Below are 25,584 nucleotides of genomic sequence, written 5' to 3' on the forward strand. Positions count from 1 at the left end.
GATTTAAATATATACTTACATTAATAAAAATTAGCAATCTGGGTTAATCGCTGAAAATTCAGCAATTGGATTTTACGTCCTTCTGTCCAAATAAGATCCTCGTGCTTAAAATCATGAAGAACTCTTGCTAATGTTTCAGTAACAGTTCCGGACATGTTCGCTAAATCTGTTCGGGAAAGCATAATGGAAACATTCTTTTCAGAACCACTAACCCTATACTTATCATGTAAAATCAATAGGCTGAGTGCAACCCGTTCTCTGACAGTTCTTTGCGACAATACAGCCATTAAATTTGCCATTACACTAAACTCATGACTTAAGCTTTTCAAAAGTAAGCGTGAAAATACTACAGAATTATTAAGTAAATTGAAAAAGTCCTCTTTAGAAATAAATGAAATAACTGAATTTTCAATAACCACAGCAGTATCCCCATATGCCTCCTCACTCAGTATAGCGGAATAACCAAAAAACTCTCCTGAATTGTAGATATAGATGATTTGTTCCCTCCCATCATTATCAACTTTATATTTTTTTATTTTACCAGTTTCAATATAAAAAATACCGGTGGGTAATGTCCCTTCGGTAAATACTGTCTGGTTTTTAACATATTTTTTACTTTGCATCACCTTTTCAAGCAAATCCTTATCACACTGAGGCAACTCGTTTAAAATATACTGATTATTGAAGATGAATTTTGAAATCATAGCTAATTTCAAAGTTACGATATTTTTCCCTTGTCTTTCTAAAACTTGATTTAAATCAAGTTTTATGCACCATTTTAATCAACTAAATCGATTTCAAATCTGTCTACTTTTGTACCATTGAAAATAAAATTTTATCTCAATGAGAATCATGAAACACATAGAACAACTGAAAAATATTGGTATCAATACCTCTAAAAAAATCCATTGGAATTTATCCGAACTTATATTAGTAACACAAACCGTAAATAGAGAACAGGGAGTTCTAACAAGTTCAGGAGCATTAGCCTGCGACACAGGCGAATTTACAGGCCGTTCACCTAAAGATAAATATATTGTAAAAGATGAAAAGACAACCGATTATATTTGGTGGGGAGATATAAATCATCCTTTCGCTCCGCAGGATTTTGATAATCTATACAATCGTGTCACCGATTTTCTTTCAAATGACGAAATATATGTAAAGGATGTATATGCCTGTGCAAAAAAAGAATATCAATTAAAAGCAAGGGTAATTACTCAAAACCCATGGCAGAGCTTATTTGCCCATAATCTTTTTTTAAGACCATCTGAAAAAGAACTGGAAACTTTTGAACATGAATGGTTAATACTTGTTGCTCCCGAATTTAAAGCTGATCCTTTAATTGATAAAACACGCCAGCATAATTTTACGATAATTAACTTTACTAAAAAAATAATCCTTATCGGTGGCAGCGCTTATACCGGTGAAATAAAAAAGGGGATTTTTACGGTTCTTAATTATATACTTCCCCATGAAAAAAATGTACTTTCCATGCACTGTTCTGCCAATATCGGTAAGCAGGGTGACACTGCCGTATTTTTTGGCTTGTCAGGAACGGGGAAAACTACACTTTCAGCAGATCCGTCCCGCGGGTTAATTGGTGATGATGAGCATGGTTGGGATAATGAAAATGTATTTAATTTTGAAGGTGGCTGTTATGCTAAATGCGTGAACCTTAGTGAGGAAAAAGAACCTCAAATATTTTCCGCAGTACGATTTGGAACCCTGCTTGAAAATGTTCGATTCTTAGAAGGATCTAATATCGTTGATTACGATAACATTTCAGTAACCGAAAATACGAGAGCCGCTTATCCGATCCATTATATTGATAATGCAATTAACCCATCTATTGGTGAAATCCCTAAAAATATATTTTTTCTGACTTGTGATGCTTTTGGGGTATTGCCTCCCATTTCCAAGCTAACAGTTGGCCAGGCAATGTATCATTTTATCTCAGGATATACGGCAAAGGTGGCGGGCACCGAAGCAGGGATAACCGAACCTCAAACTACTTTTTCTGCCTGCTTTGGCAAACCTTTTTTACCCCTTCATCCTACAAAATATGCAGAATTACTAGGAAGGAAACTGACAGAAAATAATGTAAATGTCTGGCTTATAAACACAGGTTGGTCAGGTGGTGCATATGGCGTTGGGGAGCGTATAAAACTTTCCTATACCCGGGCTATGATAACAGCAGTTCTTCAAGGCAGTTTTGATCACGCAGACTATATACAACATCCTGTTTTTGGATTGCAAATGCCTTCAAAATGTGACGGTGTTCCCTCTGAAATCTTAAATCCAAAAAATACCTGGAACGATAAATCGGATTATGATAAAAAAGCACAAAATCTAGCGGAGCAATTTATAGAGAATTTTAAATCTTTTGAATCTTATGCCAACCAAGAGATTCTAAATGGTGCACCTATGCTAAATACAATCCATAATTAATCTAAAGAAATTGAATAGCATTATCACTATTAAAGCCATACTACAATGTCCGGAGTGTTCCTCCAAGTACAGTGAAAGGATGGCTCTCAAAAGCAAAGTCCTAAGTAGTAGATGTGTGTTCTGCAAGGCGGTTTTTGAAATAACTGACATCACTGAGTGTTGTATATACTGTACTTATAGCAACGTATTGTGCCCTGAAAAACAAAAAGAAAATTTTAATAAATAAACAAATAAATGAAAATCCCAGAAAATCTTTTGTATACCCATGACCACGAATGGATAAGAATTGAAAATGCTATAGCCTATATCGGAATTACCGATTTTGCTCAGCATGAATTAGGAGATATTGTATATGTGGAAATAGAAACAGTTGGCGAAAACCTAAATCAAAACCAAACATTTGGAACAGTGGAAGCTGTAAAAACGGTATCTGATCTTTTTATGCCCCTTAATGGGGAGATTCTTGAGTTAAACCCAAAATTAGAAACAAATCCTGAATTGGTTAACTCTGACCCTTATGGTGACGGATGGATGATTAAAGTAAAGATTGAAAATAACGCAGAAACTAAAGGACTGCTAAAATCCGATGCTTATGCATTATTAATAGGTTCATGATATGGAAAATGAATTAGTAAATATCAAAAAAACTGCCCTTAATGATACGCATCACACCCTTGGCGGGAAAATGGTAGCATTTGCCGGTTATGAAATGCCTGTCCAATATGCAGGTGTAAATCATGAACATGAAGTCGTTCGAAATGCTGTAGGTGTTTTTGACGTTTCCCATATGGGGGAGATTCTCATACAAGGAAAAGATGCGTTGCCATTAATTCAGAAAATAAGTTCTAACGATGCCTCAACACTTTCCCCAGGGAAAGTGCAATACAGCTGTATGCCCAACAATACGGGTGGTATTGTAGATGATCTGCTGATATATATGATGAGTGAAAATGATTATTTACTAGTTGTAAATGCTTCGAATATCCAAAAAGACTGGGATTGGATAAATAGTATAGCCCTTGATTATTTAGATCTTACCATAACAAACCTTTCCGATATAATTTCCCAATTGGCTGTTCAAGGTCCACTGGCTGTAAAATCCCTGCAAAAATTGACCACCATCAATTTAGCCGATATGAAGTATTATACCTTTGAAATAGGAGAGTTTGCCGGCATTCCAAATTCTATAATATCAGCTACAGGATACACAGGGGCTGGTGGATTTGAAATATATGTGCAGAACAAGTATATCAAACAGTTATGGGATGCCATTTTCGAGGCAGGAAAAGAGTACAATATTGAACCCGTTGGTCTGGCGGCCAGAGACACACTGCGATTAGAAATGGGGTACTGCTTGTACGGAAACGACATCAATGATACAACCTCCCCGTTAGAAGCCGGCTTGGGCTGGATTACAAAATTTACTAAAGAATTTGTTCAGAGTGATCTACTCAAAATTCAAAAAGAGAATGGAGTAACAAGGAAATTAGTCGGATTTGAAATAACTGATAAAGGAATCCCCCGCCATGATTACGAAATTTGGGATGAAAACCAACAGCTTATAGGTATTGTGACCTCAGGTACCATGTCCCCTACTTTAAAAAAAGCTATTGGAATGGGATATGTTACTTTTGAAAAATCAACTATTGGCAGTGAGATTTTTATTAATATAAGAAACAAACCAGTTAAGGCAATTATTGTTAAAACGCCTTTTTATTCAAATCCAAATTCCTAAAGATATGTTTATTCCAAAAGGACTTTATTATACCAAAAATCACCTGTGGCTTAGAAAAATTGGAATGTGCGATTTTTTTATAGGTATAACAGACTTTATTCAAAAAGAAATCGGTGAAATTAGTTTAATTGAACTGGAATTAAACAACGAGTATATGGAAAAAGAAAGGGTATGGGGCAATATCTATGGACTTAATCAAACTTTTTCTCTCGTTGCCCCTTTTGAATGCAAAATTATGGCAACAAACACCACCTTCGATAAAAACCCTTCAAGTATCAATCGAGATCCATACAATCATTGGCTGTTAAGGGTTTCGACAAATACAACTACTTACGGATTATTAGCCAATGAAGAATATACAGAACTTATTCAATGATATTTAAATTCCTTAAATTAAATATAGCTGTTGAGGACACCTCCTTTAACGAGCTATATCCAAGCAGAATAAAAAGACTGGCAGCCCGCCATTGGACTCCTGTTGCAGTTGCCAAGGCCGCAGCTGAGTATTTAGTTGATAAGCCTCATAAAAAAGTATTGGATATTGGTTCCGGGGTAGGCAAATTTTGCCTTGTGGGAGCGGCCTCTACCAAAGGAAAATTTTACGGTGTGGAGCAAAGAGAATCGCTTGTCAAGCTATCGAAAAAAATTGCAGACCGATACGATGTAACTAATGTGGAATTTATCCATTCCAACATCAACAAAATTAACTTTTCTGACTATGAGGCCTTTTATTTTTATAATTCATTTTATGAAAATATTGATTTGTCGTGTTCAATTGATAAAACAATACTTCCTGAAAGAGAGTTATTTTATTTGTACTCCAACTATGTAAAAGAACAGCTTGATAGAACACCAATCGGTACACGATTGGTTACCTATTGGAGTAATTGGCAGGAAATCCCCGATAGTTTTGAATTAGAATACGGTGCCCGCGGAGGCTTATTGCTCTTTTGGCAGAAGACATCTTAATGAATTACGAAATAAACCTTTCAATCTTCAAAAGCAGGGAAATACTGCTGTCTAAATCTCTTTAAAAAAATTTCTATTTAATATACCATTATCCTTTTTTAGGTTATAAAAAAGGAGATCACAGATAAACAAGATCTTTTAAAAATAAAAATATAACAATTCAATCTAAAAAATATATGAATATAATGGATAAAATAAGCACGCGTCTGGGTCCACTGGGCGATCATGCTCATTATGCACATGGATATTATGCCTATCCAAGATTAGAAGGCGAAATTAGCAATACAATGCTTTTTAACGGCAAGGAAAAATTAGTATGGAGTCTGAACAACTATTTGGGACTAGCCAATCATCCCGAAGTCAGACAAGCCGATAATGAAGGAACCATATTATATGGCCTTGCCTATCCGATGGGGGCCCGCATGATGAGCGGAAACACGAAACTCCATGAAGAGTTTGAGCAGAAAATTGCAGATTATGTTCAAAAAGAAGATGCTTTCTTATTAAACTATGGCTATCAGGGAATGGTATCGATCATTGATAGCCTGGTAGATCGACAAGATGTTATCGTTTATGATGCAGAATCGCATGCCTGTATCCTTGATGGAATGCGATTACATTTAGGCAAACGCTTTGTTTTCAAGCACAATAATATTGAAGATTGTGAAAAACAGCTCGAGCGCGCTAAAAAAATTGTCAAAGAAACAAATGGTGCAATCCTGGTCATAACAGAGGGTGTGTTTGGTATGCGTGGTGATCAAGGCAAATTAAAAGAAATTGTAGCCCTTAAGGAGAAATATAATTTTTCGCTCCTCGTTGATGATGCCCACGGGATTGGCACTATGGGCAAAACCGGCGCTGGAACTGGTGAGGAACAAGGTGTTCAGGAAGGTATTGATTTTTATTTTGGAACATTTGCAAAATCTTTTGCCGGTATTGGCGCTTTTGTTGCCAGTACTAAAAAGGCAATATTATTCTTAAAATATAATATGCGCTCACAGATATTTGCAAAAGCATTGCCAATGCCAATGGTTTTTGGGGCCTTAAAACGATTGGAATTAATGCGCAGCAGGCCTGAACTCAGGGAAAAGCTTTGGGAAATTACCCATAGCCTGCAAAATGGCCTAACTGATGCAGGCTTTGATATCGGCAATACCGACTCTCCTGTTACTCCTGTTTACCTTAATGGGACCCTTGGTGAGGCAACCGCTTTGGTTAAGGACCTGCGGGAAAACCATCAGATTTTCTGTTCCGTAGTAGTATATCCTGTTGTGCCAAAAGGCATGATTATTCTGCGATTGATCCCCACTGCAGTGCACACCTTAGAGGATGTTGAAAGAACTATAGCTGTATTTGAGCAAATCAGGGGTAATCTAAATTCAGGACAGTACAAAAAGCAGGAAGAAGCAGAAGCTACATTTTAAATCTCAAAACATGAAATCAGATCAATTTATAACGCGCCACAGTGGCGTAAACAAAAAAGACTTAAAAGAAATGCTGGATGTCATAGGTGTTTCTTCGCTGGATGAATTAATTGACAAAATAGTGCCATCAGACATCCGTCTGGCAAGGCCCTTGAATATTGAGGCAGGACTTTCAGAATATGAATATCAAAAACACTTGCGAAACACTGCGGGCAAAAATAAATTGTTTCAGTCTTATATCGGATCGGGCTATTACAATACAATTCTGCCTGCAGTAATCCAGCGTAACATCCTGGAGAACCCGGGATGGTACACTGCCTACACGCCCTATCAGGCTGAAATCTCGCAAGGACGTCTGGAAGCCCTGCTTAATTTTCAAACAATGGTAATGGACTTAACTGCAATGCCCTTGGCCAATGCTTCCCTCTTGGATGAGGCAACTGCCGCGGCTGAAGCTATGTTAATGTTCTTTGGCAGCAGAAGTAAAGAAAAACAAGCCAATGGGGCAAAGAAATTTTTTGTTTCCGAACACTGTTTTCCACAAACTATTGATGTTTTAAAAACTCGTGCAGAACCATTTAATATTGAACTGATTATTGGCAGTCATACTAAAGTAAGTTTTGATGACAGTTATTTTGGTGCCCTTATTCAATATCCTGATGTCAATGGAGAAATAAATGATTATTCCTCTTTCATGACTACTACACAGGGGTATAAAATACAGGTATGTGTAGCAAGCGATCTTATGGCTTTGGCACTTTTAGTTCCCCCGGGGGAATGGGGTGCGGATTGCGTTGTTGGAAATTCACAACGCTTTGGAGTTCCTATGGGTTACGGAGGTCCACATGCAGCATTCTTTGCCTGCAGGGACGAATATAAGCGGGTACTTCCTGGGCGTATTATTGGTGTTTCGCTTGATTCAACAGGAAACAAAGCATTACGAATGGCATTGCAGACCCGTGAGCAGCATATCAAGAGAGAAAAAGCAACCTCAAATATTTGTACCGCGCAAGCTTTGCTTGCTATCATGGCCAGTATGTATGCCGTATATCATGGTCCGGAAAGAATAAAGGCAATTGCGCAAAAAATACATGATCTTACATTTTCACTTGCTGAAGAATTAAAAAAAGCAGGTTTTAAAATTAAAACTAGTATATTTTTTGATACGATTGTGGTAGAGGTTCAAGACGCAAAATTTATCCGAAAAATAGCAGAAAAAAATGAACTGAATTTTAGATATCTAAGTGAAAAACAAATAGCTATTTCTTTGGATGAAACCTCTAGTGAAAAAGATATTTCAAATATACTGAATGTTTTCACATTCGTATTTGACAAACAGACAACCAAAATACATCGAATTGACTCCAAGTTGATCTCTGCAACTGCGTGTAATAGAACCTCGAAATATTTGACTCATCCAATTTTCAATGAGTACCACAATGAAACCGAAATGATGCGTTACATTAAACGTCTCGAAAATAAAGACCTTTCACTGGTACACAGTATGATTTCACTGGGTTCATGTACAATGAAACTCAATGCAGTATCAGAATTATTGCCCATTACATGGCCAGAGTTTGCAAATATCCATCCTTTTGTTCCATTAGATCAGGTTTTAGGATACACAGAAATAATTAATCAATTAGAAAAAGACCTTTGTGAAATAACTGGTTTTTTTGCTCTTTCCTTTCAGCCAAATTCAGGTGCCTCGGGAGAATATGCAGGACTAATGGTCATACGCGCTTATCATGCAGCAATGGGAAATAAACACAGAAACGTAGTGCTGATACCTTCTTCTGCCCATGGAACAAACCCTGCATCGGCAGCTATGGCCGGCATGAAAATAGTAATTATTAAATGTGATCAAAAAGGAAATATTGACGCGGAAGACCTGCAGCTAAAGGCGGAAGAATATACAGAAAATTTAGCTTGTCTGATGATCACTTATCCTTCCACTCACGGCGTTTATGAAGAAGGAATAAAAGATATCACTAAAATTATTCATGATAATGGAGGTCAGGTCTATATGGATGGTGCCAACATGAATGCACAGGTAGGTCTCACCAGTCCAGGAAAAATCGGTGCGGATGTATGTCACTTAAACCTGCATAAAACATTTGCTATACCGCATGGAGGTGGAGGACCCGGAGTTGGACCAATAGGGGTTGCCAAACATCTTGCTCCCTACCTGCCTTCTCATTCTCACGCAGAAATCAAGGATAAAAACGCAATATCAGCAATATCAGCAGCACCCTATGGCAGTGCTTTAATTCTGCTGGTCTCGTATGGTTATATTAAAATGCTTGGCGCCAGAGGCCTCACTGAGGCAACTAAGACCGCTATCTTAAATGCTAATTATATTAAAACCAGACTTGAAGGCCACTATCCTATTTTATACACAGGCAAAAATGGATTTTGTGCACATGAAATGATTTTGGATTGTGCTTCCTTTAAAAAAGAAACAAATATAGAAGTAGGTGATATTGGTAAGCGATTAATGGATTATGGATTTCATGCCCCAACCATTGCATTCCCCGTACACGATACGCTAATGGTGGAACCTACCGAAAGCGAAAGCAAAGCAGAGATGGATCGTTTCTGTGAAGCTATGATTGCCATTAGGGAAGAAATAAATGAGATTGCAATAGGAAAATATGATAAAGATGACAATGTAATTAAGAATGCGCCGCATACGTCAAAAACACTTCTAAATGATCAGTGGAACAAGGTATACAGCAGACAAAAAGCGGCGTTCCCTCTAAAATGGGTTGAGGATAATAAATTCTGGCCATCTGTAAGCAAGATAGATAATGCATATGGTGACAGGAATTTAATTTGTTCCTGCAATCCGACACAAGAATGGGCCGCAGAAGCAGCATCGAACTAAAATATCTTGTGGAACCTATTGGCTTGGTTAGCTTGATTCAAATTATGACATACCAGGAACAGCTCATGGACTGCAGTTGTTGTGTCTGCAGGCATTTGATTCTTTAAGGTCTTTACTGGTAAAGCAATTACTGGCTAGTCTGGAGATAGTTCTGAACAGAATTATCAGAACTGGAATACCCTGCAAGATGAAAACACATTCGCTTTTTGAGAAGTTTCAAATTAAAAATAGAGGTAAAAATGAAAGATATATTTATAGTTGCGTCAGTTCGTACCCCAATAGGCAGTTTTGGTGGAGCTTTAAAAAATGTGCATTCCACTACATTAGGGGCAATAACAATAAAGGAAGTTGTTGCAAGGGCAGGTATTGATGTAGATGAAATTCAGGAGGTGTATATGGGCTGCGTTTTGCAAGCCAATTTAGGGCAGGCCCCGGCACGCCAGGCAGCAATTTTTGCAGGTTTGCCCGTCACAGTACGATGTACGACTATCAACAAAGTATGTGCTTCTGGAATGAAAGCAATTTCAATAGCTGCACAAAGTATTCTCTGTGGTGATGCCGATGTAGTCGTTGCAGGTGGAATGGAAAACATGAGCCAGGTACCTTTTTATTCCGAAAACACCCGTTGGGGAAATAAATATGGAAATGTGGTTATGATAGATGGTATTGCCAAAGATGGTTTAACCGATGTTTATCACAACTATCCTATGGGCAATGCTTCTGATTTATGCGCCAAAGAACATACTATTTCAAGAGAAGAACAGGATGCTTTTGCCATTGAATCTTACAAGCGTTCTCAAATAGCATGGGAAAATGGAAAGTTCGACAATGAAATTGTACCAGTGGAGATGCCACACTATAAAGGCGTACCAATTATTTTTAAGGAAGATGAAGAATATAAGAATGTCAAATTTGATAAGATAGCGGGCTTAAAACCCGTATTTTCCCAAACAGGTACTGCGACAGCCGCTAACTCCTCTACCATGAACGATGGCGCGGCAGCGCTTTTACTGATGAGTAAAGAAAAAGCTTTACAATTAAATGCCAAGCCCATTGCAATTATAAGGGGCTATGCCGATGCCGAACAGGCACCAGAATGGTTCACTACTTCCCCTGCACTGGCTATAACCAAAGCCCTTCACAAAGCAGGGTTAAAAATTGAAGATATTGATTATTTTGAATTAAACGAAGCTTTCTCCACCGTTGGAATTGTTAATATTCAGAAACTAAAACTGGATCCTAAAAAAGTAAATGTAAATGGTGGTGCTGTTTCCTTGGGACATCCACTGGGCTGTTCCGGCGCGCGTATAGTAGTTACATTAATAAATGTACTTAAGCAGAACAACAGCAAATATGGAGTAGCTAGTATCTGCAATGGAGGTGGTGGCGCAAGTGCTATAGTTATAGAACTTGTCAATCATGGGTAAAATTATAATAATGCACACAGAACAATCCCCAATGTTCTGATAACTAACTTAAAAAAGGGAGAGCATTAATTAAAGGCTCTCCCTTTCTAAGTTAGGTGTTTTTTAGAATGACTAAATCTATTTTATATTTGTTTTTGGACTATAGGAAATGAACATATTGATGTAAATATTTCTCGATAATCTCAGCAAAACTGGAAATAAAATAATCAGCGTTACAATAATTGCAATAAAGGATGTTTTTAGACTGGAATTAAAGATAAGATATGAGATCATGAAAGCTGCAATTCCCACAGCAACATTTAATGCATAGCTTACATACATTGCGCCAAAAAAGAAAGAAGGCTCTATCTGATATCTTAGCGAGCAATGGCTGCATTTCTCGTGCATTTTAAGAACAGAACCTAAATGCAGTGGATTTTTATCCAAATACATACTTTCATTCTGACATTTAGGACAACTTCCTGTTATAATACTATTTAATTTAGATCCCTTTTTCATCTGCTTATAATCTATTTTAAGCTCAATTCAATGAGCAATGGTTTTAATTTTGAAACTTTCTAACATATACTGAAAGTTCTGGGTTTATCTGTTTAAAAGACGGAGGAGCTTTAAGGACAGCCATAAAATCCTCCGTTTTAATTTAATTAACGAGTACTTACCTGACATAAACTGTTCTATTACTTTTGAGTGACACGGACTCAACCTACACATCTCTTTTAAACAGGCCATCACAATTAGAAAGAGGTTTTACTTCTGAATTGATCTTTCAGAACGTATTTTCTACTGGCTGTAATAGTTTGATTTTTTTAAACTCCTGGGCAGTATTACTTCTTTTTATTCCCTCCAAAATATTTAACAGTTAAATGAAGTAAAATGGCTCTTGATATTCGCATTATTGGGATTTGTAAAACAAAGCATAAAATCACCAGAGCCGGTATCAATACCTTAAAAGGAATCTCATAGTTTTCATTTAAATATAAACCAAAAAACAACAGCGGTATAAAAACAATCAATACTATGGGATAACTGATCCATAAAGCTGCTGAATAAAAACCGGGTTCTATCCTAAAGTCCTGATGGCAATGCTTACAATTTTCAGGCATTTTAAGAAATCCGCTCATTACAACGAGTCCGGGATTGGTAAATAAATTTCCCTTATGGCATCTTGGGCATTTAAGTTTTAGGATATACTTTAACGGTATTCTTGAGTCCATTACATATTATTTATAATAGCCTGACCGAATTCAGAGCATTTAAGTAAAGTAGCGCCATCCATCAAACGTTCAAAATCATAAGTTACCGTTTTTTTATTAATAGCTCCGTTCATTCCTTTTACGATTAGATCCGCAGCGTCTTGCCAGCCAAGATATTCGAGCATCATGACTCCTGAAAGAATTTCTGAAGAGGGATTCACTTTATCTTGGTCTTTATATTTTGGAGCTGTTCCGTGTGTCGCCTCAAATATGGAAACACCTGTTGTATAATTAATGTTTGCTCCAGGTGCAATGCCTATTCCGCCCACTATAGCGGCCAGTGCATCTGAGATATAATCCCCATTAAGATTCAAAGTAGCAATCACGTCATACTGCTCAGGTCTTAATATGATCTGCTGCAGAAAAGCATCGGCTATTACATCTTTTACAATAACTTTATGCCCGTATTTTTCAATAACCTGCCAGGGTCCGCCTTCATAGTCTTTGGCTCCAAATTCATCTTTAGCCAATTGATATCCCCACTCTTTAAATTTACCTTCAGTAAATTTCATGATATTTCCTTTATGTACAATAGTGACTGAGTCTTTTCTGTTCTCAATGGCATATTTAAGGGCTTCCCTGACAAGGCGCTCTGTTCCTTCTTTTGAGACTGGTTTTATTCCAATTGAAGTCGAATTAGGAAATCGAATATCCTTAACACCCATCTCATTGATTAAAAAATCCTTAACCTTCTCTAATTCCGGCGTGCCTGCCATCCATTCTATACCAGCATAAATGTCTTCTGTATTTTCCCTGAAGATAATCATATCTACTTTTTCAGGTGCTTTTACCGGAGAAGGAACCCCTTGATACCATTTTACAGGCCTAACACAGGCATATAGATCAAGCTTTTGTCTTAATGCAACATTAAGGGATCTCATCCCTCCTCCAACTGGTGTTGTCAGCGGTCCTTTGATAGCTACCAGATACTCCTTTATAGTTTCAATTGTTTCATCAGGCAGCCAGCTTCCTGTTTTTTCAAAAGCTTTCTCTCCTGCATATATTTCTTTCCATTGAATTTTTCTGTCACCGCCGTAAGCCTTCTCTACCGCTGCATCAAAAACTAATTTTGAAGCTTTCCAAATATCTGGCCCTATACCATCTCCCTCAATAAATGGGATGATAGGATGTGAAGGAACATATAATTTTCCATTTTGAATGCTGATCTTGTTTTGTTTCATAATTTATGTACTAATAGTTACTTTTTAATTTATTTCAGCCTTTCTTCTATATAAAAAACAATTCCATTATGATTTTAAGAAAATCAGTTCTGTTAATAATTACTACAAATATATAACATTTGTTATAAATAAAAATATTATAAGTTATACTTATTTATTAAATTTGTTATATTTGCTGCATGAAAGACTTTTTTACACAATTTGATTTTCAGAGTAACCTGCTTTTTAAGGAATTAACACCTGAAGAAAATCAGCTGGTTTTCAATGTTATGGAGCCACTTACCATCAAAAAAGGAAATATGCTCTTTTACGAACAGGGAATTCCCACCGGAATTTTCCAAATAAAACATGGTAAAGCCAAAAAATTCAAGCGTGGCTTTAGCGGTGAAGAGCAGATCTTTTACATTTATACCAATGGCGATGTATTGGGGTATCATGCCCTGCTGGGTGAAGAGCGATATCAGGATTCCTGTCAGGCCTTAGAAGACTTAGAAGTAAATTTTATTGCTAAGAATGATTTTTTAAGATTGCTAAAAGAAATCCCCTCTCTGCAGCACACTTTTATAAAAAACATTAGCCATGAATTTGGGGTACTCGCCAATACCATCGCTGTTCTGGCACAAAAAGATCAAAAAACCCGATTAGCAATATTTTTACTGCTTCTTGAGAAGAGATTCAGTCAAAATTCCGAAAAGATTCAGGGAATTGACCTGACCCGGGACGATCTGGCAAATATTATTGGTACATCGCAGGAAAGTTTGGGACGAAGCCTTAAGCAGCTTAAAGAAGAGGAAATTATTGAAATTGACAAACGAAGGATTTACATAAAAAACAGATATCCTTTATTGGAGTTTCTGGACCTTAAACTCACTGATTTAAAATAAGAAAAAGGCATTATTAAATCATAATGTTTCTCCCATTGGCTAAATCTGTACCTGTGGTTTCTTTTTTTTTGAGTTAAAAAACCGATGTATTAACAATGTGTAATGGTGCCTTTTCTTTTAGGTCAATATCTGATTTTATTTAAACAAACATATCAAAGCTACAGATTAATTTTATGAAAGAAGTATTTATAGTAGCTGCTAAAAGAACTCCTGTGGGAGGATTTCTTGGAAATCTGTCTGATTTTTCAGCTTTGCAGCTAGGACAAATTGCCATTAACGGTGCTCTGAACGAAACAAACCTAAAATCAAAGGATATTGATTCTGTCTATATGGGGAATTCATTTTCTGTCAGCCTTGATGAGTCCTCTGCAAAACAAACATCTAAATCCTCAGGGATTTCAAGTAAATTACATTCCATAAAAATTGACAAAGTCTGTACTTCAGGAATGAAAGCTGTAATGCTGGGGATTGAGCAGATTCAATTAGGAATAGAAAATATCGTGATTACTGGCAGTACAGAAAGCATGAGTAATGTACCTCCTTCCTCTTTGAAGAGAAATAAAAATAAGTCAGAACACACTAATCTCACCAGCAGGCTGCTCAATGACCACCATATCAATACCTACAATGATCAGGATATGGGAGAGCTGGCTGAATTATATATCAGGAAATATAATTTAACTCTGGAAGATCAGAACAAATTTGTACATTCTTGTTATGCAAAAGCAAAGGCAGCTTCTAAGGCCGGTAAATTTAATAAGGAAATTATTCCAATTGAAATAAAACAAAAGACAGGCTTTATTACCATTTCGGATGATGAAGATATTAATGAGATAATTCCTGAAAAAACAAACAGATTTCAATCTGTTTTTGAACAAAATAATATCGTCAGGACTGCTGATATGAGTAATTTAAATGATGGTGCTGCCGCTTTAATTTTAGTATCAAAGAAAGCTTTAGAACTCTATAATTTAATCCCAATTGCAAAGATACTTAGCTATGCCGATACCTCGAAAGCTTCAGAACGGCTTACCGCTACCCCCGATATTGTTATTCCTAAAGTACTGCAGCAGGCAGGTTTGACTATGAGAAAAGTTGATTATTTTGAAATCAATGAAGCCTATGCCAATGTAATACTTGCCAAACAAAAAAGATTAGGATTAAATCCTGAAAAAATTAACGCTTATGGAGGAAGTATCGCTGTTGGTCATTCTATTTGTAATTCAGGAGCAGGAATCATTACAGCATTAATCTCTGTTTTAACTCAGGAATATGGTAAATATGGAGTAGCCGCAGTCTGCAACGAAGATGGCGGGGTCTCAGCAATTGTCATTGAAAATTTAAAACGCAGATGGTGGAGTTTGGGTAATTGTTTTAGAAAATCTAATTAGTAAAAAATAATTCAAAGCAATTATAGTTGACAGTATTCACTTCTGAGCGTGTGATATCATGGGAAATTAGCTATTACAAAAAGCAACCGCACTAGTTGAACAAAACCTAATTTACGAAAAAACACTATTTCCCTACTTCATTTAAATGCCTGATGGTTCTTCAGAAAATAACCTTTAAATAAATTATTAATAAAAATTGCAATTATGAAAAGAGTAGCCATAACTGGCATGGGAGTTATAACTCCTCTGGGAAATACAGTCGCGGAATTCTGGGAAAATATAGTTCAGGGAAAAAGCGGCAGTGCGCCAATTACTAAATTTGATACCTCAAAATTTAAGACAAATTTTGCCTGTGAGGTGAAAGATTTTAATCCTGAACTTTACATGGATAAAAAAGAAATAAAAAAGTTTGATCTCTTTACCCAATATGCCATTGCCGCCAGCGAACAGGCTATATCGGATGCAAATTTAGACTTTGCATCAATGGATGAAGAAACCCGTTCTGAGATTGGTGTTATTTGGGCATCGGGATATGGTGGGATAACTACTTTTGAAAAAGAATTAACGGAGTTTAATTCCGGGGATGGAACACCACATTTTAATCCTTATTTTATTCCTAAAATCATAGTTAACATTGCTGCTGGCGTAATATCAATAAAACATAAACTTTATGGGCCAAATTATGCAACAGTTTCTGCATGTGCCTCATCTAGCACGGCTATAATTTGTGCTTTTGATACCATACGCCTCGGAAAAGCAAAAATAATTATTACTGGAGGTTCCGAAGCAGCAATATCTGCATCTTCCATTGGCGGATTTAATGCATCTCATGCCCTTTCAAAAAATAATGCTAACCCAGAAAAGGCTTCAAGACCATTTGATAAGGACAGGGATGGTTTTGTTGCAGGAGAAGGTGCCGGAGCTTTAATTTTAGAGGACTACGATCATGCTGTGAATCGTGGTGCAAAAATATATGGCGAAATGGTTGCAGGCGGGATGGCGGCTGATGCCTACCATCTTACCGGAACTCACCCTGATGGTTACGGCGCATCAATAGGAATTAACAATGCATTGACTGAAGCCAATATTGACACCTCAGATATCGACTATATTAATGCCCATGCTACTTCTACTGCTCAGGGAGATCTTAGTGAACTTAAGGCCATACACACTATTTTTGGTGATCTGCCTGTATCAATAAGCGCCACAAAATCAATGACAGGCCATTTGCTGGGAGCCGCAGGAGCAATTGAAAGTATCATCACTATTTTAGCTGTTAAAAATGATATTGTTCCCGGAACAATAAATGTTCAAAATCTGGATCCTTTAATTTCTGATGACTTAAATATTGTTATAGGAAAATCGATCAGTAAAAAAATCAAGTATGGACTCAATAATACATTTGGATTTGGAGGTCATATTGCAACAATAATATTTAAAAAATAAAAAACACTAAATCATATAGAATCAATTAAAACTGCTCTGAAAATTATTAGCTAAAGCATGCCCACTCAAAGAGGGTTGATTAACTTAAAAAAATACAATACGTTTTCAAAGTGTAATGAGATTACCTAGTTTGATTTTTTAAATGAGATTAAAAATGAAAATTTAGCGAAGTGAGTATTGGAAAAAAAAATTAAATGAAAAAATTTAGAAATGGTATTTTTTACATTGGAATTATTGGGGTATTTTCCATTTTAATGTATTGGATTATTTTATTGGGCATCAAACTTGAATCAGGAAGAAATATCAATACTCCGCAATCAGGGAAAAGTCAATGGGGCGAATTTACGAGTTCACTTCTGGACAATCTACAACATCCTTTAGCGCTTTTACTGGCACAAATTGTTACCATTATCTTTGTGGCTCGTATTTTTGGCTGGGTATGCATCAAAATAAGACAGCCTGCAGTAATAGGGGAAATGATTGCGGGAATTGTAATGGGGCCTTCCTTGATAGGAATGTATTTTCCGGAGTTTTCTAAAATTTTATTTCCTTTAGAATCGTTAGGAAATCTTCAATTTCTAAGCCAAATTGGATTAATCCTCTTCATGTATATTGTAGGAATGGAGATTGACATGAAAATTCTAAGAAATAAAGCACATGATGCTGTAGTTATCAGTCATGCAAGTATCATCATTCCGTTTGTTTTGGGGATGGGACTTGCTTACTTTTTATATAATGAGTTTGCACCTTTGAATGTTCAATTTATTTCTTTTGGATTATTTACAGGAATTGCCATGAGTATAACTGCTTTTCCGGTTCTGGCGAGGATAGTACAGGAAAGGGGCATACATAAGACCAGATTAGGCACCGTCGTGATTACCTGTGCAGCGGCTGATGATATTACTGCCTGGTGTATATTGGCAGTGGTTATTGCTATCGTAAAAGCCGGTTCATTCGCAAGCGCCATTTACACCGTTGTTTTAGCATTAATTTACGTAGTATTGATGCTAAATATAATTCGTCCATTTTTAAAACGAATAGGGGATCTTTATATTACCAAAGAGAAATTGGGCAAGCCCATTGTTGCCATATTTTTTCTAACTCTTATCCTTTCCTCTTACTTAACAGAAATTATAGGGATTCATGCTTTATTTGGAGCTTTTATAGCCGGAGTAATCATGCCTGAGAACATCAGATTTAGAAATCTTTTTATCGAGAAAGTAGAAGATGTAGCCTTGGTTCTTTTACTTCCTTTATTTTTTGTGATTACAGGACTCAGAACACAAATAGGTTTATTAAATGAACCTTATTTATGGAAAATTGCAGGATTGATTTTTCTTGTTGCTGTGTTAGGTAAATTTCTTAGCAGTGCTTTGGCGGCAAAATTTGTTGGACAGACCTGGAAAGACAGCCTGTCTATAGGAGCCTTGATGAATACCAGAGGATTGACCGAACTGGTTGCCTTAAATATTGGGTATGATTTAGGAGTATTGAGTCCGGAATTATTTTCTATGATGGTAATAATGGCTCTGGCAACTACATTTATGACAGGACCAGCCCTCGATCTGATAAATTGTTTTTTTAAATCCGGTCAGCTCGAGATCAAAAACAAAACGCAGCTAATTAATAAATATAGAATTTTACTATCATTTAATAAACCTGAATCCGCAAAAGCATTATTGATATTAGCAGATAGCCTTACTCATAAAAGGCAAGCTAACTCTGAGATTACCGCCATGCATTTCCTGCCTACCGATGAACTGCATCATTACGATACCGAAGTTTATGAAACAGAAAGTTTTAAAGATGTTATTGAGCAGTCAAGGATTCTCAGAAGGAATATCACTACTATGTTTAAAGCCTCCTCAGACATTGATAATGAAATTGTAAATGTAGCCAATAAAAGCAATCATGATTTACTTCTGATTGGTGAGGGACAATCTATATATGAAGGTAGTCTATTGGGTAAAATACTCGGATTTACAACCCGAATAATCAATCCTGAAAAATTCATCAATACCGTAACAGGGAAAGAAAACAAGATAGACAGCTTGCATTTTGATGAAGGCACAAGAGAAATAGTATCCAAATCAAAAATATCAGTAGGTGTTTTTATCGATAAAAATTTTACGGATACCTCTCTTATTCTTTTTCCAATATTTGATACAAAAGATTGGGAGCAAATTGTAATTTACATTCAGAAATTTATTTATAACAGCAATGCAAAAATAGTAGTTCTGGATGTGCAAGGGCAAATAATGGACGATTCACCAACCATGGAAAAAATACATGCGATTCAACAGAGCACCTCCAATCTTACATTTAGGAAAAAACAAACAGTTGAGAAAGATTTTTTGCTTCAGCATAGTCTTATGCTAATAAGCGTAGAAGGATGGAGATATTTAATTAATAACAAATTTCCCTGGTTGTCTGATATTCCCTCAACCCTAATTGTCGCAGACGAAAAAAAATAAAAACAACCTAAATAAATTCATCCCTATATAATAAATATTCCCAATTAATATAGGGATGAATTCTTTAAACAAAGGTTAAGCTTTTTTTATTTCTATAAATTTAATTAATTCTAATATTATCTTGTAAAAAATCTTGATGTACAACAGTTTAAATAGAGAAGATTTTATTATTTATAGTTAGAAGAAACTATAGTATTATTATTTCTTTACATATTTAGTTAGTATTACTATGGTCTGTCCATCTATTTTTCCCTCAATTTGCTCATGATTGTCGTGAGCTAAACGGATATTTCGAACTGCTGTACCAACTTTCGCATTCAGGGAAGATCCTTTTATATCCAAATCTTTCGTAAGTGTTACCGTATCACCATTTTGAAGAATATTACCATTACTATCTTTGTGAAAATTAATGGATCCGTCACCGGTATGGTCTCCCGTTGCTTTTGCCCATTCCAGATTTTCATCATCTAAATACATCATTTCCAGCGCATCAGCAGCCCAGCTCTCATTGCGAAAACGGTTAAGCATACGCCATGAAACCACCTGCACAGCCGGTACCTCACTCCACATAGATGTCAAAAGAAAATTTTTCCAGAAAACATCATCTAGTTCTTCTTTTTTTTCAATCTGATTAAGGCATTTTTCATTGATTAAAATCCAACTGTCTGCACCATTATTTTGAGTAGGCGGAACTTCATAAGCGATGAGATTGTCGGCGCTATCACTTAATTCACATACATTTCCACTTCTTTTTCTTAGCAATTCTTCTAATTTCATTTGGTCATTTTTATTTTGGGGATAAAGGTAAAAATTTACTGGAAAATTTACTGCTGTTTTGACCATTTTCATTCATAATATGTAAACCTAATTTTGAAATTAAAATACTCTGGAATTAAGTGCTTCTTGGTACTTTTTTATTATCAACGAAAAATTACGCTTTACTAGATTTATAATTGTTATTATATGGATTACAGTTTATTAACATAAAGATTTTTTACCTAAAATAGAAGTCACGATAGATGTAATGTCCTCAAGTCTTAATGCGAATGCAGCACGAATAATTTTTTCAAAAAAACACTGTATTTGAACGTACATTTTGTTTTTTATTTATGTATTTCATTTTGATTACTATCGTTGTTTTTGAGCATTGGTAATAGGAACAAATAACGCATCCCTATTTAGCTTATAAGCAGGGCTTAATTCTACAAAAACACAAATTAATCCTTCGCTATGGATTTGTTTCAGGCCAAACCCTGCCTTCCAAAGCCAAACCCTGCCACCCCGCAAAAAGGCCTTTTAAAAAAAGACCTTTTTTTGCACTAACTTTGAACGGTTATCATGTTCCGGTTGGATTGGAAAAAAAACTGATTCAAATCCACGTTGCTTTTCACAAAGTTACTAAGCATAAACGAATAAGATGATCTTAAGTAGAACGTAAAACTTTGGAATCCGTCATGCTGATTTCACACATAAGGTAGTATATTACATTACCATCTAAACAATCAATATTTCACTCATAAGCCTCAAATCTTCGAGCAAATGGTTCGAGTTTTGTACTATGTGGTGCACTTAAACAAAGCTTCTGAAAGATTTTTTCAGGAGCTTTTTTGTTTTTACTGCATTTCACTTTTTTGTTACTAAAGTTGTTGATAAGCAATTTACTACAATATCAAATCTTTGTTTTCTATATTTTATTTTTGAGAAACGATTAAAGTTTTTCACAAATACTTGATTAAAAATCTCAAATAATTAGCAAAACATATTACTAACTAATGGATTATTTAAACTCATTTTTCCAGAATATTAAAGACAAATTAAGCAATCCTTTTTTTGGTACACTTATATTTATCCTAATCATCCATCATTGGGAACTTTGGTACTCCTTATTCAACTTTGACGAAAGCTATAATAGGAATGCAAAAGTTTCACTAATAAAAAATCTTGCTAGTCATGAATTAACCACAAAAAATATTTTTATTGACATTGGATATGCCGTAGTTATATCATTATGCGGATACTTCATTATTGTAGGAACTAGAACTCTATCAATGCTAATTGAGTTTAGAATCATGCCATTTATAACTGGAAAAATCATCAATAAGAATGTTGTTCTAAAATCAACTCATGATGAAACAGTTTTAGAAAGAGATGAATATGCTGAAAAGTATGAGGAGCAAAGAAAAAATGTCCGCCTGTTGTCTAAAAATTATGATGATCAAACTGAACAGATTAAAAATAAAGATGAAGAATTAGCCAATTCAAGAGAATCTATTTCACAGCTATCAAGAGACCTTAATTCTTCTGAGCAAAAACTTCGAAATACTACAAATGAACTACAAAGGTCAACTAACACAGTTGAGGAATTGGAATCTGAAGCAAAAAAACAGAGAGCAAATTTAACAACTACAATGAATGATTTATCTGAATTTAGAAGCCTATTTTTTTATGAAGAAAATAGACCATTCTGGGATTCCCCGTATAAATTTCCAAATGTAATTATAGATAAGGTTAGAGAATTGAAAAAAGCGAATAAATGGGATGAATTTTTAAAAGCTGCATCGTTTATTGAAGGTGGAGGAACAATATCTCAAACGATTCTAAATGAAATGACAGAGTTTGGACTCGTTGAAAAAGGACAAGATACAAATTTTAAACGATTAAAACCTATAGGGGAAATTATATTTAAATATAAATCTATTTTCGAAGACATTGAAAGTAATTATGAAATTGAATAAAATTCAACGTTTAATGTTTAATAATATTCACAGATTAATCCAAATATTTGTTATTCGAATCAAAAATCATTTTGCACTCAGAATCCACTGTTATCTAGTTTCTCATGGAGATTCCTCGTGCCTCGGAATGACAAAAATGGCGATTATGATTGCGAAGATGGATTAAAATCCATCCCTACAAAATGTTCCGTTCCTTTGGAACTTTTTATAATTTTCAAAACAAAAAAACCGGAACTTCATGTTTTTATATTATCCGATATAATTATTTTTACTTTTTAGAAATCGTCAACCAAACGAATCTATTTCATTTCAAACTCATAATCATGTTCAAAAAATCAACTTTTGCTTTTGCTCTACTTTTTATTCTAAACTCATGTCTCGTTCAGCAAAAAAGCTTAGAAATAAGTGATTGGTATGCTTTTACCAAAACAAATACAGCACAACAAGAACCATCAAAAGTATATGAATTTGCAGATGGAATGATTCGTATGCACGGTGAAGATCCAAGCTGTTTGATGACGAAAAAAAGCTATAAAAACTTTGAGCTCGCGCTTGAATACAGATGGAATCTTGACGAGAAATACAAAATGAAAGGCACAAAAAACAGCGGTGTAATGTATAATATTCCATTAGACGCGTCGGACAAAATCTGGCCAAAAGGAATTCAGTTTCAAATCAAAGAAAAAACTACGGGTGATTTAATCTTTTTGGATCAAGTAACGGCTAAAGTAAATGGAAAACCAATTGAAGCCGGCGCAAGTGTGGTTTCTCCAAAATTTTTGGAAAATGAAAAACCATATGGCGAATGGAATTTGGTCGTAATTAAATCTTTAAACGGAAAAATCACGCAATATTTGAACGGAAAACTGGTAAACGAGTGCACAGAAGCTTCGGCAACTGAAGGGAAAATTTCCTTAAATTATGAGCGTTCGCCAATTGATTTCAGAAACATTCAAATAAAAAATATTTCGAAATAAAATTTAAACAAAAAATTTCTTCCTAATTCTACGCAACCATTTTGACATTCAATCATCTACCTAGAAAAGATTGTTATGAAAAAAATGATTTGTTTCCTAATTCTGACTTTAGGAATTGTAGCTTGTTCCCCGGAAGAAAGTGCTCAAGCAACAGAAAATACTGATGTGAAATTTTACAACAAAACCGGCGAGGATATTGATTTCTTGGTTATCGGCAAAACTTTTATTGGTTCTTTAAAAAACGGAAGTTCGACGGCTTTCCTTGATGTAAAACAATTCCAAACTGACGGGAATTCATCTGGGGAAATAAGCGCTATCTCTAACAAGACAAAATTTACGGCTACACCTTTTTACGGACTACCTTGGAACTGGTGCGGTACAGGCAGAAGTGCTGATTATAAAGATCCTACTGTTTTTGATATTGTAAAAACAACAAACAACGACGGAAGCACTAGCCTGTTTTTAGTAGAACATTACTAGAAAATATTTCAGAAAGAAAACTGAAAAAACATCTTTAAAAGACTTACCATTCAACCAACCTTTTTGATAATCAACTAACCAACTCAAAAATTACTTATGAAAAAATTGATCTGTTTCCTGACTTTTACTTTGGGAATTCTTGGCTGTTCTTCTGAAATCGACAGTAGTGCTAATGCATTTGAAAAAATGAATACCAATACTACTCAAAGCTTGACTGACATTTCCTTTATAAATAAAAATCAAGGAATAATTTCTGGCAGTTTCGGATTTTTAGCAAAAACCAATAATGGCGGAAAAACATGGACTACCTTAAATGTAGGAGACAAACAAACCTTTATGAGCGCCTGCATGGTAAATGAACAAAAATTCTATACCGCAAGAATAGACCTGTTTGTTACTTCAAATTCTGGTGCTACATTTAGCAAAATCGAAAGTCTTTCTGGCGGCCCAACTATTTTTGATATCAAATTTTTTAGCCCAACTAAGGGATTACTAACAAGATCCGGCTCAATTTTAAAATCAGATGATTCTGGAAATACTTGGACGAAAATCTATGAAGGTCCTAGTGTCGATAACTTAGAAATAACCTCAGATTTAGTTGCATATGCTTACGGTGGCTATACTGCAATTGGTTTTACTGGAGGAGGCACTATAGATAATGGAACAATTATCAAAACTATTGACGGAGGAAAATCCTGGACCAACACATTGAATTCGGATTCAAACATTCATTCCATTTCTTTTATTTCAGACAATATTGGTTATTATATTAATTCCAGACATGAATTACATAAAACTATTAACGGATCAACTAGTTGGACAAAAGTATCAAACTTGTCTGGCTCTACATCGTCTGTTTGTTTTATTAATGAAAAAACAGGATATTACTCAACAGATGACGGGAAAATTTACGCAACAAGAGATGGTGGCTTAAATTGGAAAATAGTTTATAATGAAAATACAGAACGAATCTTTAAAATTATTACTAAAGGTGGTGCTGTATTTGCGATAGGCGACAATGGATTGTTTCTTAAGAAAAGATAAAAACTTCTAGTTTAAATTTGAAGCTATCTAAAGCCATTCACTTTCAAACAAAAAAACCTCCAGTTGAAACTGGAGGCAATTTAAATTATGTTCATTTATTTAAATGAACTTATATTTCTTATATGGTATAAAATTCTAGCTGTTTAATAGCTCAATTATTTTATCCACATTCACCTCGCTATAATCATTGATATAAAAATCGCAAGGCGGCAATTCTTCTTTTGTATGCGTGCTCAAAACGCCAACCACTTTCATTCCGGCATTTAGTCCTGCGGTAATGCCCGAAAAAGAATCTTCGAAAACCACACAATCTGATGGAGAAACTCCAACACGCTCTGCTGATTTTAAATATACTTCTGGATTTGGTTTATGAAACGTAACGTCTTCGCTTGACATCATCGAATCCATTTTTTGATCTAATTTCAAGAAATTGGCAATCAAATCCAAATTGGCTCTTGGCGCCGATGTTGCTACGGCTGTTTTGAATCCGCGAGATTTTAGTTCTTCTAAAAACTGCATATAATGCGGAATCGTTTCGACTTTATCTTTATAAATCTCACGAAACATTCCTTCTTTTTCATCTTCAAGTTTTATCAATTCTTCTCCCGTAATTGGGCGTTTGAAGAAATGCGTCATGATATAACTATTGTGTTTTCCGTACATATGTTCTTCAAATTCTTCATTGCTGTACGGAATTTTATATTTATCGAAAAACTTTTCAAAAGCGACTACATGATGCGGATTGGTGTGGCAAATCACGCCGTCCATATCAAAAATTACACATTGCTGGCTCATAATTTTGTTTGTTGTTTTTAACGTATGCAAG

General features: G+C 35.4%; 22 protein-coding genes. 16 read left to right on the forward strand and 6 right to left on the reverse strand.

Going from position 1 to position 25,584, the window contains the following annotated elements:
• Window positions 1-20: 20 nt before the first annotated feature.
• A complete protein-coding gene (locus H600_RS0100740; RefSeq protein WP_245176525.1) occupies window positions 21-716 on the reverse strand; it encodes a Crp/Fnr family transcriptional regulator in 696 nt (231 codons plus the stop codon).
• 136 nt (window positions 717-852) lie between these two features.
• On the opposite strand from H600_RS0100740, the gene pckA reads away from it, so the two are divergent.
• From pckA to H600_RS0100780, 8 genes are all read left to right on the forward strand, one after another.
• Window positions 853-2,451 carry a phosphoenolpyruvate carboxykinase (ATP) gene (gene pckA / locus H600_RS0100745; protein WP_026726994.1) on the forward strand — a complete coding sequence of 533 codons (1,599 nt, stop codon included), beginning with the start codon at window positions 853-855 and terminating at the stop codon, window positions 2,449-2,451.
• 234 nt (window positions 2,452-2,685) lie between these two features.
• Complete coding sequence (gene gcvH / locus H600_RS0100750) at window positions 2,686-3,066, forward strand: glycine cleavage system protein GcvH (RefSeq protein WP_026726995.1); 381 nt, start codon at window positions 2,686-2,688, stop codon at window positions 3,064-3,066.
• Window positions 3,067-3,088: 22 nt separating this feature from the next.
• Window positions 3,089-4,186: a glycine cleavage system aminomethyltransferase GcvT gene (gene gcvT, locus H600_RS0100755; protein ID WP_026726996.1), complete on the forward strand. Its 1,098-nt coding sequence runs from the start codon at window positions 3,089-3,091 to the stop codon at window positions 4,184-4,186.
• 4 nt (window positions 4,187-4,190) lie between these two features.
• On the forward strand, window positions 4,191-4,562 hold the full coding sequence (locus tag H600_RS0100760) for a glycine cleavage system protein H (RefSeq protein ID WP_026726997.1): 372 nt from the start codon (window positions 4,191-4,193) through the stop codon (window positions 4,560-4,562).
• The gene (locus H600_RS0100765) at window positions 4,559-5,155 is read left to right on the forward strand and encodes a methyltransferase domain-containing protein (RefSeq protein ID WP_026726998.1); all 597 of its coding nucleotides are present in this window, start codon (window positions 4,559-4,561) and stop codon (window positions 5,153-5,155) included. The genes H600_RS0100760 and H600_RS0100765 overlap by 4 nt, the downstream gene beginning before the upstream one ends.
• A 176-nt stretch (window positions 5,156-5,331) precedes the next feature.
• Complete coding sequence (locus tag H600_RS0100770; RefSeq protein WP_026726999.1) at window positions 5,332-6,579, forward strand: aminotransferase class I/II-fold pyridoxal phosphate-dependent enzyme; 1,248 nt, start codon at window positions 5,332-5,334, stop codon at window positions 6,577-6,579.
• Window positions 6,580-6,589: 10 nt separating this feature from the next.
• Window positions 6,590-9,466 (forward strand): aminomethyl-transferring glycine dehydrogenase, encoded by a 2,877-nt coding sequence (gcvP, locus tag H600_RS0100775; protein WP_026727000.1) that lies wholly within the window; start codon window positions 6,590-6,592, stop codon window positions 9,464-9,466.
• 239 nt (window positions 9,467-9,705) lie between these two features.
• A complete protein-coding gene (locus H600_RS0100780) occupies window positions 9,706-10,893 on the forward strand; it encodes a thiolase family protein (RefSeq protein ID WP_026727001.1) in 1,188 nt (395 codons plus the stop codon).
• A gap of 117 nt (window positions 10,894-11,010) precedes the next feature.
• Here H600_RS0100780 and H600_RS0100785 read toward each other — a convergent pair whose 3' ends face one another.
• From H600_RS0100785 to icd, 3 genes are all read right to left on the reverse strand, one after another.
• On the reverse strand, window positions 11,011-11,391 hold the full coding sequence (locus H600_RS0100785; RefSeq protein ID WP_035108224.1) for a DUF983 domain-containing protein: 381 nt from the start codon (window positions 11,389-11,391) through the stop codon (window positions 11,011-11,013).
• Window positions 11,392-11,717: 326 nt separating this feature from the next.
• Entirely contained in the window at window positions 11,718-12,107 is a 390-nt protein-coding gene (locus tag H600_RS0100790; RefSeq protein ID WP_026727003.1) for a DUF983 domain-containing protein, read from the reverse strand.
• Window positions 12,107-13,327, reverse strand: a complete 1,221-nt coding sequence (gene icd / locus H600_RS0100795; protein ID WP_026727004.1) for an NADP-dependent isocitrate dehydrogenase — start codon at window positions 13,325-13,327, stop codon at window positions 12,107-12,109. The genes H600_RS0100790 and icd overlap by 1 nt, the downstream gene beginning before the upstream one ends.
• Window positions 13,328-13,506: 179 nt before the next feature.
• On the opposite strand from icd, the gene H600_RS0100800 reads away from it, so the two are divergent.
• The 4 genes from H600_RS0100800 to H600_RS0100815 all read left to right on the forward strand — a co-directional run bounded on the left by H600_RS0100800 (window position 13,507) and on the right by H600_RS0100815 (window position 19,522).
• Window positions 13,507-14,211: a Crp/Fnr family transcriptional regulator gene (locus H600_RS0100800; RefSeq protein WP_026727005.1), complete on the forward strand. Its 705-nt coding sequence runs from the start codon at window positions 13,507-13,509 to the stop codon at window positions 14,209-14,211.
• A gap of 173 nt (window positions 14,212-14,384) precedes the next feature.
• The gene (locus H600_RS21735; protein WP_051234342.1) at window positions 14,385-15,602 is read left to right on the forward strand and encodes an acetyl-CoA C-acyltransferase; all 1,218 of its coding nucleotides are present in this window, start codon (window positions 14,385-14,387) and stop codon (window positions 15,600-15,602) included.
• 204 nt (window positions 15,603-15,806) lie between these two features.
• Window positions 15,807-17,048, forward strand: coding sequence for a beta-ketoacyl-ACP synthase II (fabF, locus tag H600_RS0100810; RefSeq protein ID WP_026727006.1), 1,242 nt, complete (start codon window positions 15,807-15,809; stop codon window positions 17,046-17,048).
• 194 nt (window positions 17,049-17,242) lie between these two features.
• Window positions 17,243-19,522, forward strand: a complete 2,280-nt coding sequence (locus H600_RS0100815; protein ID WP_026727007.1) for a cation:proton antiporter — start codon at window positions 17,243-17,245, stop codon at window positions 19,520-19,522.
• A gap of 198 nt (window positions 19,523-19,720) precedes the next feature.
• Here H600_RS0100815 and H600_RS0100820 read toward each other — a convergent pair whose 3' ends face one another.
• Window positions 19,721-20,299: a PhnA domain-containing protein gene (locus H600_RS0100820; RefSeq protein WP_026727008.1), complete on the reverse strand. Its 579-nt coding sequence runs from the start codon at window positions 20,297-20,299 to the stop codon at window positions 19,721-19,723.
• A gap of 995 nt (window positions 20,300-21,294) precedes the next feature.
• Here H600_RS0100820 and H600_RS0100830 point away from each other — a divergent pair.
• From H600_RS0100830 to H600_RS0100850, 4 genes are all read left to right on the forward strand, one after another.
• Complete coding sequence (locus H600_RS0100830) at window positions 21,295-22,257, forward strand: coiled-coil domain-containing protein (protein ID WP_026727009.1); 963 nt, start codon at window positions 21,295-21,297, stop codon at window positions 22,255-22,257.
• Between the two features lie 323 nt (window positions 22,258-22,580).
• Complete coding sequence (locus tag H600_RS0100840; RefSeq protein ID WP_026727011.1) at window positions 22,581-23,234, forward strand: 3-keto-disaccharide hydrolase; 654 nt, start codon at window positions 22,581-22,583, stop codon at window positions 23,232-23,234.
• 75 nt (window positions 23,235-23,309) lie between these two features.
• Window positions 23,310-23,714 (forward strand): hypothetical protein, encoded by a 405-nt coding sequence (locus H600_RS0100845; protein ID WP_026727012.1) that lies wholly within the window; start codon window positions 23,310-23,312, stop codon window positions 23,712-23,714.
• Window positions 23,715-23,810: 96 nt separating this feature from the next.
• The gene (locus tag H600_RS0100850) at window positions 23,811-24,758 is read left to right on the forward strand and encodes a WD40/YVTN/BNR-like repeat-containing protein (protein ID WP_026727013.1); all 948 of its coding nucleotides are present in this window, start codon (window positions 23,811-23,813) and stop codon (window positions 24,756-24,758) included.
• Between the two features lie 135 nt (window positions 24,759-24,893).
• On the opposite strand, the gene H600_RS0100855 is transcribed toward H600_RS0100850, so the two are convergent.
• Entirely contained in the window at window positions 24,894-25,553 is a 660-nt protein-coding gene (locus H600_RS0100855) for an HAD family hydrolase (protein WP_026727014.1), read from the reverse strand.
• Window positions 25,554-25,584 lie beyond the last annotated feature (31 nt).

The organism is Flavobacterium denitrificans DSM 15936 (assembly GCF_000425445.1).
GTDB lineage: Bacteria > Bacteroidota > Bacteroidia > Flavobacteriales > Flavobacteriaceae > Flavobacterium > Flavobacterium denitrificans.

Excerpts from the sequence above, each read along its gene's own strand:
- pckA (WP_026726994.1), top strand. The coding sequence starts at position 853 with ATGAAACACATAGAACAACTGAAAAATATTGGTATCAATACCTCTAAA.
- H600_RS0100780 (WP_026727001.1), top strand. The coding sequence starts at position 9,706 with ATGAAAGATATATTTATAGTTGCGTCAGTTCGTACCCCAATAGGCAGT.
- H600_RS0100800 (WP_026727005.1), top strand. The coding sequence starts at position 13,507 with ATGAAAGACTTTTTTACACAATTTGATTTTCAGAGTAACCTGCTTTTT.
- H600_RS21735 (WP_051234342.1), top strand. The coding sequence starts at position 14,385 with ATGAAAGAAGTATTTATAGTAGCTGCTAAAAGAACTCCTGTGGGAGGA.
- H600_RS0100850 (WP_026727013.1), top strand. The coding sequence starts at position 23,811 with ATGAAAAAATTGATCTGTTTCCTGACTTTTACTTTGGGAATTCTTGGC.
- H600_RS0100845 (WP_026727012.1), top strand. The coding sequence starts at position 23,310 with ATGAAAAAAATGATTTGTTTCCTAATTCTGACTTTAGGAATTGTAGCT.
- H600_RS0100770 (WP_026726999.1), top strand. The coding sequence starts at position 5,332 with ATGAATATAATGGATAAAATAAGCACGCGTCTGGGTCCACTGGGCGAT.
- H600_RS0100765 (WP_026726998.1), top strand. The coding sequence starts at position 4,559 with ATGATATTTAAATTCCTTAAATTAAATATAGCTGTTGAGGACACCTCC.
- H600_RS0100760 (WP_026726997.1), top strand. The coding sequence starts at position 4,191 with ATGTTTATTCCAAAAGGACTTTATTATACCAAAAATCACCTGTGGCTT.
- gcvP (WP_026727000.1), top strand. The coding sequence starts at position 6,590 with ATGAAATCAGATCAATTTATAACGCGCCACAGTGGCGTAAACAAAAAA.
- H600_RS0100830 (WP_026727009.1), top strand. The coding sequence starts at position 21,295 with ATGGATTATTTAAACTCATTTTTCCAGAATATTAAAGACAAATTAAGC.
- H600_RS0100815 (WP_026727007.1), top strand. The coding sequence starts at position 17,243 with ATGAAAAAATTTAGAAATGGTATTTTTTACATTGGAATTATTGGGGTA.
- icd (WP_026727004.1), bottom strand. The coding sequence starts at position 13,327 with ATGAAACAAAACAAGATCAGCATTCAAAATGGAAAATTATATGTTCCT.
- gcvH (WP_026726995.1), top strand. The coding sequence starts at position 2,686 with ATGAAAATCCCAGAAAATCTTTTGTATACCCATGACCACGAATGGATA.
- fabF (WP_026727006.1), top strand. The coding sequence starts at position 15,807 with ATGAAAAGAGTAGCCATAACTGGCATGGGAGTTATAACTCCTCTGGGA.
- H600_RS0100820 (WP_026727008.1), bottom strand. The coding sequence starts at position 20,299 with ATGAAATTAGAAGAATTGCTAAGAAAAAGAAGTGGAAATGTATGTGAA.
- H600_RS0100790 (WP_026727003.1), bottom strand. The coding sequence starts at position 12,107 with ATGGACTCAAGAATACCGTTAAAGTATATCCTAAAACTTAAATGCCCA.
- H600_RS0100785 (WP_035108224.1), bottom strand. The coding sequence starts at position 11,391 with ATGAAAAAGGGATCTAAATTAAATAGTATTATAACAGGAAGTTGTCCT.
- H600_RS0100855 (WP_026727014.1), bottom strand. The coding sequence starts at position 25,553 with ATGAGCCAGCAATGTGTAATTTTTGATATGGACGGCGTGATTTGCCAC.
- H600_RS0100840 (WP_026727011.1), top strand. The coding sequence starts at position 22,581 with ATGTTCAAAAAATCAACTTTTGCTTTTGCTCTACTTTTTATTCTAAAC.